Origin of the sequence: Allohahella marinimesophila (assembly GCF_039538005.1) — a bacterium.
In the GTDB taxonomy this organism is placed as follows: domain Bacteria; phylum Pseudomonadota; class Gammaproteobacteria; order Pseudomonadales; family Oleiphilaceae; genus Allohahella; species Allohahella marinimesophila.
Genome location: NZ_BAABBO010000017.1, coordinates 1 through 12,692, shown reverse-complemented (window position 1 = coordinate 12,692; position 12,692 = coordinate 1). Strand labels below are relative to the sequence as shown.

12 protein-coding genes and 1 pseudogene are annotated in these 12,692 nt (G+C 52.7%); 7 read left to right on the top strand and 6 right to left on the bottom strand.

From position 1 onward, the window contains the following. Positions 1-702, top strand: a 702-nt coding sequence (locus ABD735_RS16625; protein ID WP_344808533.1) for an RHS repeat-associated core domain-containing protein, incomplete at its 5' end; no start/stop codon positions are given. 3 nt (positions 703-705) lie between these two features. Continuing rightward, on the top strand, positions 706-1,062 hold the full coding sequence (locus tag ABD735_RS16620) for an immunity 8 family protein (RefSeq protein WP_344808531.1): 357 nt from the start codon (positions 706-708) through the stop codon (positions 1,060-1,062). 740 nt (positions 1,063-1,802) lie between these two features. On the opposite strand, the gene ABD735_RS16615 is transcribed toward ABD735_RS16620, so the two are convergent. The 5 genes from ABD735_RS16615 to ABD735_RS16595 are packed head-to-tail and all read right to left on the bottom strand — an operon-like array spanning position 1,803 to position 3,911. After that, positions 1,803-2,462 carry a hypothetical protein gene (locus tag ABD735_RS16615; RefSeq protein ID WP_344808529.1) on the bottom strand — a complete coding sequence of 220 codons (660 nt, stop codon included), beginning with the start codon at positions 2,460-2,462 and terminating at the stop codon, positions 1,803-1,805. Beyond that, the gene (locus ABD735_RS16610; RefSeq protein WP_344808527.1) at positions 2,459-2,734 is read right to left on the bottom strand and encodes a WGR domain-containing protein; all 276 of its coding nucleotides are present in this window, start codon (positions 2,732-2,734) and stop codon (positions 2,459-2,461) included. Before ABD735_RS16610 ends, ABD735_RS16615 begins: the two co-directional genes overlap by 4 nt. Beyond that, positions 2,731-2,973: a hypothetical protein gene (locus tag ABD735_RS16605; protein ID WP_344808525.1), complete on the bottom strand. Its 243-nt coding sequence runs from the start codon at positions 2,971-2,973 to the stop codon at positions 2,731-2,733. Before ABD735_RS16605 ends, ABD735_RS16610 begins: the two co-directional genes overlap by 4 nt. Before the next feature lie 13 nt (positions 2,974-2,986). Next, positions 2,987-3,187 carry a hypothetical protein gene (locus ABD735_RS16600; protein ID WP_344808523.1) on the bottom strand — a complete coding sequence of 67 codons (201 nt, stop codon included), beginning with the start codon at positions 3,185-3,187 and terminating at the stop codon, positions 2,987-2,989. Then, positions 3,174-3,911, bottom strand: coding sequence for a DNA-binding protein (locus ABD735_RS16595; protein ID WP_344808521.1), 738 nt, complete (start codon positions 3,909-3,911; stop codon positions 3,174-3,176). Before ABD735_RS16595 ends, ABD735_RS16600 begins: the two co-directional genes overlap by 14 nt. 325 nt (positions 3,912-4,236) lie before the next feature. On the opposite strand from ABD735_RS16595, the gene ABD735_RS16590 reads away from it, so the two are divergent. Further along, positions 4,237-4,710 (top strand): hypothetical protein, encoded by a 474-nt coding sequence (locus ABD735_RS16590; protein WP_344808520.1) that lies wholly within the window; start codon positions 4,237-4,239, stop codon positions 4,708-4,710. Between the two features lie 53 nt (positions 4,711-4,763). Beyond that, on the top strand, positions 4,764-4,931 hold the full coding sequence (locus tag ABD735_RS16585; protein WP_344808518.1) for a hypothetical protein: 168 nt from the start codon (positions 4,764-4,766) through the stop codon (positions 4,929-4,931). 117 nt (positions 4,932-5,048) lie between these two features. On the opposite strand, the gene ABD735_RS16580 is transcribed toward ABD735_RS16585, so the two are convergent. After that, the gene (locus ABD735_RS16580; protein WP_344808516.1) at positions 5,049-5,606 is read right to left on the bottom strand and encodes a recombinase family protein; all 558 of its coding nucleotides are present in this window, start codon (positions 5,604-5,606) and stop codon (positions 5,049-5,051) included. 463 nt (positions 5,607-6,069) lie between these two features. Between ABD735_RS16580 and ABD735_RS16575 the strand changes: the two genes are divergently transcribed. The 3 genes and pseudogenes from ABD735_RS16575 to ABD735_RS16565 all read left to right on the top strand — a co-directional run. Then, positions 6,070-6,390, top strand: a complete 321-nt coding sequence (locus ABD735_RS16575) for a hypothetical protein (protein WP_344808514.1) — start codon at positions 6,070-6,072, stop codon at positions 6,388-6,390. A gap of 23 nt (positions 6,391-6,413) precedes the next feature. Continuing rightward, complete coding sequence (locus tag ABD735_RS16570) at positions 6,414-6,728, top strand: hypothetical protein (RefSeq protein ID WP_344808512.1); 315 nt, start codon at positions 6,414-6,416, stop codon at positions 6,726-6,728. Positions 6,729-6,963: 235 nt separating this feature from the next. Continuing rightward, positions 6,964-12,692, top strand: a pseudogene (locus ABD735_RS16565) (hypothetical protein); the annotation flags it as partial.

Sequence of the window (12,692 nt, the reverse complement as noted above, 5' to 3'; positions counted from 1 at the left end):
GATGGCCTTGTGCATATGGGTGCCCGCTTCTACGACCCAACTTCAGGCCGGTTTATTTCACCAGATCCTGCGGGAATAAATCCGACTGACCCGCGTACGGTCAATCGATATGTTTACGCGAACAATAATCCATACGCCTATGTGGATCCGGATGGGCGAAATGCCGTCGCCCTATTCGGCGGAGTTCTGGTGGAGTCCTGGAACTTTGTTTCAGGACAAGAGACTCATTTCGATAATCTTCTTGGTGCTGCAATAGACGGCTATGATGGCGAAGGCCAGGGTTTTGCTGCTGCAGCGATTGAAGATGCTTTAAGCTTCATTCCCGCAGGCGCAATAATTGGTACGGCAAGTCGTGTTACCAAGCTTGTTCAAGGAACAAAGGCCGCTAAGGGCGGAGACGAATTAGCAGAGATGAGCGGCATGCTTAGAGATGCTGCAAAAGGGAAAGGAAATTTCAATATCGGGTCAGGCACTCGGGAGCAAGCCGATGCAATGGGCGCGGCTTGGGTTGGAAGCGGCGCCAAAGTAGCTAGTGATGGTAGGACCCTGGTCAGCAAGGATGGATTACGCCAATATCGTCCCCCCTCATCTAAAAGCAGTGATTATGCTACGACAGGGACTCAAGCAAACTTTGAGCGACGATTGGAAGGTCAGAATTCCAGGCAGTGGCAAGGTAACGGCCATATGGATATAGTGGATTAGATTATGAAAGCGAAATTAAAACGGATGCATTCTCCCGATATTGACCTCCAGAATCATTGGCCAAAAGATCCAACGAATTTTGGCTTCCTACTGCAAGCGATGATTGGGCCGGATGATTCAGAGGGAGAGGAATCCTTTGATATTGAGGTCTGTACGCCGGAATGGCTCAGAGAACAGTACTCTCCTAACGAAATCTTGATGGGAAGACATCTGTTAATTGTCTTCGACTATGATCTGGACCGCATTAAAAATTACATCTCGAATTACTGCGAACGGTGTCAGGGTGAAAGCTGGAGCGAAGTTTCCATAAAACTTAGCCGGATTGGGCGGTGGGAGTTTGAAGACTACTCTTCTTCATGATAAGCGTGCTAGAAGCATAGCTTTGGCCTTTTCAATGACCCAAGAACTAGCGAGCTTTTATTCAGCCTGGTTACGCCATGCAAATTAAGCTCGCGACGCCAGTTCTGCAATGCAATGCTTAAGAGCTTCTCGTATCTTAGTATCGGTCCAGCTCGGGTTACCTTTCGGCGCCCGCCAAGGCTACTTTTTCCTTGGCCTCAGGGAATGGGTACGTCTCTGTCTTTTCATTGTTTCTCTCCAAGGAGCTATGCTCAGCTTGAAGGAAAACCCTAAGATCGTCCAGCTACTATCCAGTGAATGGGGCCCATCTCTCTGGGCCAATTAAAGGTAGTGGAATAAGCATGAGCTCAAAGTTACGATTCAGTTTTATTTGGGTGCCTCATTCACTAGGGGGTCATACCGCAGCCCCTTATGAAGGCATGCGTACAACTATCCGTTGGCAAAGATATTTGGATGAGCACTTGCAGTGTGCAAGAGATGTACAGTGGGAGAATATTACTTTTGGTTCTGAGTCATCCTTGGGAAGTGCTGTCTGCAGGTTGGCTACTGATGAGCCTTTGCCAGACGAATGGTTGAAAGAAGGCCAACTAATCGAAATGCTGAGTGGGTTCCGGGTCTTAGCCGTAGGAAGAGTCGCTCAAGAAGTTCCGTAGTTTCGGTCACCTCAAACGTTACTTCGCCAGATTCTTCCCGCTGTTGCGGAACGTGTAGAACTCGCTACAGGCTCATACAGTAACTTCCTAGCTATCGTTCATCGTCGTTGAAGCCGGCGCTGAGCGCAGAGTTTGATCAAAGCGATTGGCGACGTCGAAGTAGACGATATGAGGCTGTGCTGGGGCTGAAGTGGACCTGGCCAACCCCGCGCACATCCTTGAGCCGCAGGTAATCAACTGTAGGATCTGGCCTTCGACCGTGATGCGAAGCCCATTGGTCGGATCACTGAGTAACTCAACTCTAAGTTCTTCGGCGCGCGCTTTGCCCTGCCCCTCGAAATAGACGAGTGCCATCAGCAGTGCCAGTAGCAGCAGCACAGCCAAGAGCACGTGTTCAAGCCAAGTAAAATCTGTCTCTTCTAGGCTGCCAGCATATTTTCGCAAGCCACTGCGAGCTCGAAGCCATGTCGTGATGGTCGCACCATAGCGTTCAGCCAGCCATGCGCTGGTGGGCCTTATGATAAAGGCAAAACCCAGCCCTGCAGCAATAACGCAGGCAAGCACAATGATCAAGGGCATGAAGGCGATGACCCACCCACGGTAGATGACGAGATGAAAGCTGCGCTCGAGCACGGCGGCATCGAGGTCAAACACACTCAGGAAGCCGTCGTAATAGGCGGTACTGGCGGAGAACAAAAAAGCAACCACCATGGCCAGGATGACCGCACTTTCCTGCAACCACTTCACGACTCACTGCCTCGCTGCGCCCAAGGCGTGGCAATTTCACTACTGTTGATCAGACGGCAATGATAGCCTCGTTGCCGTCGCCGTCGTCTGGTCTCGCGCAAGTGCTGCCAAGCCTCGCCGATCGTGTCGAAGCTCTTGCGATCACTGCCACCCTTCCGCGAGTCAGCAACCCCCCAGCAGCGGTTGACGGTATAACGCCCAAATAAATCGCGATCGATGTCCGCTCGATAAAAATACAATTTGTCGCCATCACTTCGTTGCCAGTAAATCATGACGCTGCATACCTGATCAGCGGACAGCGTGCGATCGGCTTGAGTTCATCAATCGAGGCGCAGCCTGCCACCGGAAGCAGCACCAGCTCACCATCAAAGACGGCCTCAGCCGTATTGAGCGAAAACGTCGGCTCATCACGATGCCACTGCCCTGCCCTTGCCAGGTCGAACGCTTCTTCGGCCAGGATTTGCGGCGATGCCTCGGGCTCCTCGTGTTTGAATGCCACCATCAAGGTCATGGCAGGCCTCCGGCTAAGCTGCGGTGGTTCTGATCGGCTGCCAGGACAATGGCTGCGCCGGCAATCCCGTAGTGTCGAGCAGCAGTGCACCGGTGCGGGTGTAGTAGCCGTCGAGCTCGCGCCGGCAGGTATACTCGCCACCTACAAACTGACCATAGATCAGCTGCCCGGGTACCGGCGCTGGATTGTGCTGAAAGCTTTCAACTGGCTGCATGTTGTTTTCCACCTTTTGTTCCTGGGCTGACCCATTGTTGGATTCTTTTGAACTGCTCGTCAGTCACTTCCGCCTTGGCCTTCCACATCACGGCTTCTTTCTCAGCTGACTTCAAGGCCTTGGTCAGCTCAGTGTTTTCGGACTTCAAATCCTTCACCTGCCCTTGCAGGGTACTGCGCTGGCTTTTCTCGGCCTCGAGCTTTTCCTCGAGCACGGCCAGGCGCTGCTCAAGCGCGGCCTGCGCTTTCTGCGCCTGAGCCTCTGCCTCCTGCAGGTCGCGGATCTTGTTGGCTTGCTCCTGCACCACCCGCCGATGTTCAGTGAGCTTTTCCTCCAGGTCATCGACGGTCTCGGTCGCATCCTGCACTTCCTGCTCAGCGGCCTGCTGCTGCGCCTTTGCTGAAGCGATCACTTCGGCCACCCGCTTTTCGGCCGTCTTCACCGCTCGGGTATTGAGCTGGCCGACCAGCTCTCTGAGCTGCTCGACAAAGTTGCCGGTCATGGCGGCCAGGGCTTCTTCCAGCTCAACCGGCAGTTCAGGCGCCGACTGCGCTTCCTCACTGTTCTGCTGCTGCAGGTAGGTAGCCCAGACATCGGCCAACCGCTTGGGATTACCACCACCGACCACCTTGCGCAGGGCAAAGCCGGTTACGCGTCGCCCATCGCTGAGTAACTGCTGGCCGGCCTGGATGATGTCGCTGTCTTCAAACTCGCTGGGGCGCATACACGGATTCCTTGTTGACTAAGGAGAGTATAGCGCTGCGGCCTCGGACTGACAACAAATAAACTAACAAATTAATAAACTAACTAACTAACAAACAAAGAAATAAATAAACGAATAAAGTGAATTCGGCTGATTTTTGAGCGCTGACCGGCTCCAGGGCTTATTCCTGCCCCTACGTTGTCACAACCCAGTAGTTTGCACCCTTGAACTTGGCCGAAGAGCCAATCGCCGGTTCATACAGCTGCTTGTCCGGACTGATGGCGTGTAGAATCGCTATGGGCGCAAGCTTGGCGCTCGCCAGGCATCACCAATGGAGTTGTAAACTATGTCTTTCAGCGTTCGTTTGAAGTACAAATTGCTGAGCGGTACGTTGCTGCTGCCCGCCCCTTTCCTATTGGCGGAAACCGCCGAAACAGAGCGGCTCGCTGAGATCGTGACCAGTTATGGCAAATGCATGGACGTGGCCGTTGGTGTCCTCCCTACTGATGAGGAAACAGCGAGGGCCGTTGGTCTCTTTGTGCAGGCGTCAATGCGGCATGTTAAAACCATCGTGGTGCTTGAACTGGAAGACCGTAAGAAGACTGAGCTCGACAGGCTGACTCTATTGTCTAACTGGATTGGAGATGAAGCTTTATCAGGATTTATGCTCGCCACCTTCACTGGAGTTGAGCAGAATGAAGCCTATTCAGCCGAGAAAAGACGACTTGAAGAGGTCCATGGCGGCTGGCGCCCCGCTCATCGGGCGCTGTGGGAGGCTGGTGGCTGTGCAGCCATCTATGACGCCCTACGCAAGAATTGACGACTGCTTGGGCGTTTGAGCAAAGAGAGCGCAGCCGCTTGGTGTTTCATTGAGTGGGTTCAGCCTTGTTCGAGTACGGCCAGGTGGTCTCAACCCAACCGTTGTTGATCGCGCATAGCCAGAACGGCTCGATTGACCAATACGGGCCCAGCGATTTTGCCACAGGCCCATTCATCGTGATTTCAGTGACTGATGGGCCCGACTATCAGGGTGGTTCGTAGAGCTGACGGCTTTTCGATCGACTCGGCGACAGTCACCAAGAGCTACTGTTGAGCCTCCTATCTATGGGAGGTCAGACTAGCGGGGACTATGGTTGAGGGGCGCTAGAGAGTGCGGCGCTATCCATTTAAGCTGGATAGCGCTTTGTTGAGCGTAGGCCGGCTGACGCCAAAATGTTTAGCAACCTGCGCCTTCGTCGTTTCCTCATCCAGGAGCATAGCGCGCGCCATTCTGATCTGTGTCACATTGAGCTTTTGTGGACGCCCTCCCCTGCGTCCTCGCGCTCTGGCCGCATCAAGCCCTGCTTTCGTTCGCTCCTGGATCAGGCTGCGCTCGAATTCAGCCAGCGCGCCGAAGAGATGAAATACCAGCTTGCCCCCGGCCGTTGTCGTATCAACTGACTCGGTAAGCGACCTAAAGCCCACCTGTCGTTGTTCCAGCTCGCTCATGATCTCCACCAAGTCCTTGAGACTTCGCCCTAGACGATCCAGCCGCCACACAATGAGGGTGTCCCCTGCTCGCAGCATTTCCAGGACACGGGTCAGCTCGACGCGTTGTCGGGATTTCCCCGAGAACGCTTCCTGATAAATTCGCTCGCAATCGGCCGCCTCGAGGGCATCCATTTGCAAGGCGGTATCTTGATTACCGGTCGACACCCTGGCATAGCCGATTTTCATAAAGAAAACACCCCTTTTGTTTACGTAGATTAGTTTACGGATTTCTTTACGTCTTATCGAGACAAAATGGAGATTTTGAGAGGGAGGCTAGGCAAGTAAAGAAAACGGTTGGTTTGTTTGATGTCGGGAGACGGCATAGCTGGGCGGGTGTAATGCCCCACATGACGTGGTCCCTGAAGCCGTCTCAATCCGTCTTAATCTAGGTACTTGCAGCCCAGAACTGCCTGCGGCTTCGAGCCCCAATGCTTGGGAAAGCTGGCAGGCCCTCACAAAAACTATCTTGCACTACTGCAAAGGCTCCCATGAAGCCTTCCAACTGAGACTGAAACAGGAACCTACCTGTCCAAATTGTAATACATTGTCAAATCTCTCAGCTCGCCGTAGTTGCCGAACAGACTTGGTCGTATAGTGCACCTCGCGCGAAGCCTACTGCTTCTAAAGTGGCCTGTTCGAGACATCTACGATGAAATTACTCTGTTCTGCACTACTTTCCCTTTCTGTCCTGCTGAGCTCTTTCGCGTTCGCCGGCAACGATGACGTTGTCGAAGAAGTTCGAGTCTGTGGCTCAGACGTTGGCATCAAGATGACAACTGCGGGCTGGGTCGTAGCTCCCGCCTCGATTGGCGAGGCCAAAGTCAGCCGGATTCAGGCGATCGCCCAAGCTCTCATGATCAGTGGTAAGCGCAGCGGTTATTTCGATGACAAGACCGTCGTCAGTAGCTGGTGCGGGCTCACCAATGTCAAAAGCATCACTGTTCTCGCCATCATTGACCCAAGACCATAACCGGTTATTTCCTGGAGAAGAATATGAAGTCTCTTCGCATAGCCGGCCTCACCGTGCTCATGATCTCTACTGCAGCTCTCGCCGAGGAAGCTGTGTTTCCTAAGATCACGGCAGTGTATGTCTGCAAAGACGATATTGGTTTTGAAACTGGTACAAACCAGTGGTACGTCGCTCAGAAAACGGAGTTCTACGAAAGCGGCGTCAACCGGATTCTGACGCTCACGCTGCAGAGCAACATCTCTAACCTGCCTGTGAGAATCAACACAGATCCAGCCCCTTTTCGCTGGTGCGGAATGGATGGGGTACTCAACCTCAATCACATCAGCTTGGTCAAATAGCGGCCCCTCTCCCGCTGTACCGGTCTCATCTTATATATTGAATTGGTAGCTCATGATGCTTCTGCCTCGGATTTCCCTGCTTGGTTTACTGTTGTTTGTCGTCTCGTCCGTTCAGGCCAACGAAACGAACCCTGCGATTCCCGGTCCATATGACTCAGCCGGAACGGAATCAAACCGTGCCTATACCGGAGCAGATTCAGAGGTCATCGATCCTTTCTCGGGTGCGCTCCAGCTCATGTATAACGAGCTCGCGGTGCCGTCAGCTGGTGACATTAACATCAGCCCTACCCGCACCTACTCGCCCTTTGATGCCGCTGAAGGCTACGGCGTAGGCCGAAAGCTGCGCCCACGAACGCTCAATGGCGTGGGTTGGGACATGCACTACGGCCGTGTGTGGGGCTATGGTGAGTTTGGTGATGCCTGCCGGAGTGAAACTATTCACGTCGGCCGTAACCCAGTATTTGAATTGCCCGACGGCTCGCGAAAGGTATTGGCCAACGCTGAGCTGGATGCCGGCTACGACTACATTACAAAAGATCACTGGAAAGCCTCGTGTATTCAGACCACCCATATTGAAAATGGCACGACTACTATTCAAAACGGCCTGCGTATCACGTCTTCAAGCGGTGTGATTTACACCGTTGATCGGCTGTTGCCTGTGAGCAATGGCGGCAGTCAGCCAATGGCACTCCACGTCACCAGAATCGAAGATCGTAATGGTAACTGGGCCCAATTCAATTACGCACCAGCTACCACGCCTTTCGGTATCCTCGAGTCCGTTGAGACGAGCAACGGCGCAACCCTCACCTTCCAGTACACCAATAAAACTTCCAGTAATGCACACCTGAGCGGCTACACCTTCAACAATCGCTTGTACACATTCGAATACACTGACGTACCGGGTCATGGCGGCGCTTATCAGTATCTGTACCGTGTAAACGGTCCGGAGGGTCTGAGCTGGACCTATGATTACTACGGCAATGAGTCAGCCTATTCCGGGCTTGTCCGCACCGTGACCAACCCATACGGCGGTGTGACAAGCTACGAATACCAGCAAATTCGCTTCATGTCTGACGTGCAACAACCAGGCTTGGCCATTCTGCATAAGGACACCTCGGGCCCTGACGTCGTCCCTGGACGTTGGACCTATGAGTTCACGCCTGGTGCACCCTATGACACGACCCGTATAACCAGCCCTAGTGACATCAAAGTTTACCGCCACCACAGTATGCGCGGCGCCACTTCAGGAAGCGTTTGGAGAATCGGCTTACTGGCGTCGATGGAGCACAGGGATCTCGACGATAATCTGATGCGCACCGACCGTTATACGAACTGGGGCTACCTGAACATATCGCGCCAGAATGATTACCGACCACAGCTTGGGGCCACAGACAGCTATTTTCTAAAGCCAGTGCTTTTGAGCAAAGAAGTCGAGCAGAACGGCAGCGTATATACCACCACCTATGGTGATCACAACCAATATGGCGCCGTAGGCACTGTGGTTGAAACGGGCGAATCCACGCGCACGACCGTGACCAACTACGTCCACAACCTTGATAAGTGGATTCTCAATCAAATGGAAACCCACCAGGTGCGAGCGGTAGACGACGGCCGCATTTTCCCACTGACGAGACGCTTCTATGACGAGTCGGGTAATCTTGATCGCCAAGCCGCTAACACCGACCACTTCACGCACTACACCTATCATGCGGATGGCAATCTCCATACCGTGAGGGATCCGCGTGGCTACGTCACGACCTACACCGACTACAAATTTGGCATCGCTCGCTCAGCTGCCCTACCTGGAAATATCCATGTCAGCGCCGTAGTGAATGCGTACGGGGAAATCAGCGAAAAAACCAACGGTGAAGGTGACATCACCACCCTGCACTATGATGGTCTCGGTCGACTGGTCAATGAGGTCTTCCCAGAAGGCAGCCCGAGAACACATGAGTATAGTTTCGCCTCCAGGCAAAAAGTGATTGCTCAAGGACCGAATCAGACGATGGAGCAGATGGACGGTGCTGGCAATGTCTTGTGGCGAGCCCAGGTCGATACTCTGACCGGTGAAACCATCCGTCAGGATTTTACGATGGATGCCAGTGGTCGAGTCGTATTTGAAAGCCTCGCCAATGATCCTTCTCGCGGTAGCCGTATCACCTTCGATGGACTCGGACGCACCAAGACGCTCACTCAAGCTGGCGATCGTCAGCAGCGCTGGGACTACCTTGCAGAAAACAAGGTGGCCGTTACTGACGCCCGTGGCCATACCACGACGTCGACCTATATCTCTTTCGGGGATCCTTCAGAAACACGGCTCACGCAAATAGAATCGCCTGACGGCGGCATCACCCGGGTGAAACTCAACGACTTCGGTCAGCTGATGGAAGTTTCTCAGTCAGACTTGCTACGAGGACGACGATTTCACTATTGGTACAACACGCTGATCGCCGAAGAAATCATTGGTGAAAATATTACCTGGTATAACAGGGATGCCAACGGAAATTTGCTGGATAAGCAGACTTATCGCTATCCTCCGACGAACAACAATATCAACCTCGATTTTTTCCTCGACGGTGGTTACGCTTCGTCGTACGTAATTCGTGACATCAGTAGCACCAAAGCCTATCTCGAGACATTGGTCCGAGAGGGCCCGATGCACCTGTTTACTTACGATGGCAATAACCTGGTGGTCAAAAAAGAAATTGGCTACGCCTACTATGGCTCTATCTATCGCCAACAAGCCGAAACTTTTACCTACGACGACAATGGAAATCTGACTGGCGTTGAGAACGCTGATGCGGTCAGAACTCTGCGTTACAACCGCAATAATCTGCTGACCAGTGAAAGCCTGACCGTAGCCGGCCGAACCTTCGATCTCACTTATGAGCGCAATGATCTGGGGTTTGTTGATCAGCTGATCTATCCGTCACAAAACACAATCGACTATGCGCCAAACTCGTTCGGCTGGCCCACTAAAGTTGGCGATATCGTGAATGCCGTACGGTATCACCCCAGCGGCTCCATCAGTGGTATCGATTTCTCTAATGGCGTGTCACTGACTCGAACCTATAAGCCCGAAAATCAACATGTAGACGAGGAAATTCTCGCCGGTCATTCGACGGCGTTCAGTCACAGGCAATTTGCGTACGACAAAAATAGCAACGTCGAGTTCATTTTCGACAAGCTGGATCCTACGCAGGATTATGGTCTTGTTTACGATTCTATGGACAGGCTGTCCGACGCCTTGGGACCTTGGGGCACGAGTAGCTATCGCTACAACATGAACGGCGACCTAACTCTACGCGCCTTGAACGGTGCGGTATCTAACTACGACTACGATCACTTGAACCAGCTCGACACCGTGAGCGGCGCCGAGAACAAGGACTATCAGTTCGACCACTTTGGCCAGATGAAGCGCAACGGCGACCAGCGCTACTTATTCGATTCCTATAACAGGCTGGGTCAAATTAGTAGTTCCCAATCTATCGAACAGCTCTACCACTACGATGGCCTCGGTCATCTCGTTCGACGAGATGACTATGGGGTGCCGACCTATTTATTCTACTCAAAGACCGGCCAGTTGCTCATGGAGGTCAAAGACGAGGGCAGTGCCCGGGAATACTTCTATCTTGGAACAACTTTGGTGGGCGAGCATGAAACCATCCCACCCACGCTGTCCATACCAGCAGACATCTCTGGCACAGTGAGCGACCTCGAGCCTGTGGCAGTTGATCTAGGGGTGGCGACAGCAGAAGACTATTTCGGTACTCCCGTCACTGTCACCGTCGATCGTCCAGCGATGTTCCGATTAGGTGGCGCCGAGATAACCTACACCGCAACTGATGCCTGGGGTGATTCGACAGTCAAGACCCAGCGAGTAGTGCTTCGTCCTGATGAGGCTTTCAGCAGTACTTTTGACCACGAATTTTCTGGAAAAACAGAAGTTTACGGCTCGCCATTAAAGGACTTCATGTATGCCACAGGGCCAGGAGCGAAACTATATGGCCTTGAGGGCGATGACCTTCTCGTTGGTAGTCAGTATGGCGATGAACTTTCCGGAGGCGCGGGGGACGACCGGCTCTATGGCTACGAAGGCAATGACTATTTACGCTATGACGGAGGCATCGATCACCTGGATGGCGGCCCAGGCGCCGACTTCTACTTCGGAATCCCTGACTTTCAGAGAGTAGATTACGCTGATGAGACAGCTGCTGGTTATTTTAACCACCGACACGGTGCTGCTCACTACCTCACAACATTCGATGAGAGTGGTGATGACTACTACACCATCGAATTTAATACACCCGTAAAAATTGAGGATAAGGCCGGGAACGACAACTATGAAATTTGGACTTTCGCGGACAGGGTAGCAATTCACGATATCGCAGGAGATGACAATTACCGGCTTGATTTCATCAACGAAGTGACGCACTTCAAAGCTGCGTTGCCAAGTGTATTCGAGATTCATGATAGCGCTGGTTACGATAGACTTGATATAGCCGGCTTCGAGTCATGGGGCATGCCTGGAGTTTCGCCCACCGAATCTGTATGGCTCCAGGAAGGAGAAGATTTGGTGCTGGGACTTCGGATCACGAACTTTTTCGGCGCAGTTTGGGGCCAGCACTCCCCAATAACGGCCTATGGTGACCCCGCGAATTTCACCGATCTTGAAATTCTTACCTTCGTGCCAGAAGAGCACGAAGCGCAATCTACCGAGCCATTTTCTCTGTACCAGTGTGCTGGCGGCACAATGCCTTTCGATGTGATATACAGAATCACTTCCTATTTCTCAGGGAATTCAATCGAGGAAATACAGTTCTCTGGCGTCTCAACCGTAGCGATTGGGGGCGAAAACAATCGTTCCACGCTGACTGCCGAGCTGGTGAAGTCTCTGTTTTCTTCTGCTGAACGAAAGCCTTATCAGTATGAGAAAGGACAGGAAAAAAGAAGTTTCCGACGCCTGTACCCTAACATCAATGCCGATGGGCAACTTGATCTCCCAAGTGCAGTAGTATTTGGAAGCGACATTGTCGCGCAAGACATCTCGTTTTATCGAGATGCATGCGGGCTGTTACTTACTCACAGTAACAGGGAAGACTGGACCTATTTACCGAATTGGTTCAGTCATCAGTTGCATCACCTTGATATTCGCGTGGGTGGTTCGACACTTGAAATTCCCTCGCCATATACGATTCCTTATTTTAATGGGCAGGTAACAGCTACAACTCCCGCAAAGGCTGTAGTTCGTGTTGGTCAGACGTGGCAGTTCCAACTCTCGAGCGCGTTGGTCGCCACACCTTTTACCGACAGCTTTGCAACGGTCGAATTTTTGCCCCAGCCACGGTTGGAAGATGAGGAAGAGGATATCAATTACCGATGGTCCATCGTGGATGAAGGTTGGGACAACGCCGATTTGCCATGGCTGAGCTTCGATGCAGCGACCAGAACGTTTAGTGGCTCACCGTCAGTGGCAGATATTGGTGAGCATAGCGTCCTTGTCAAGGTGAAAAACGAGTTCAGTTCAGCGTTCTTTCGGGTGAACATTGAGGTCCTCGAAGAAGATGCAAAAGTGATTGCCCCTACCAATCCAGGTGACACTGATCCGCCTTATGAGACGCCCGAAGAGCCTACAGATCCTGTTGAAGAACCCACTGACCCGGCTGATCCGACTACTGATCCAGCAGAGGAACCATCCAATCCGGTCGATCCAGGAACTAATCCAGGTACTGATCCTGTGGAAGAGCCGTCAAACCCGGTTGACCCAGGCACTGAACCGGTAGAGGAGCCAGCTGAACCAACCGATCCTGTGGAAGAACCGACCGATCCAGCAGATCCTGGAACGGATCCCGGGGAAGAGCCGACAGATCCTAACGACCCAGGCACTGATCCAGTAGAAGAGCCAACGGATCCTGCGGATGGGGCAACGACACCACCATATACGGGCGCCATCAACTTCCTGTT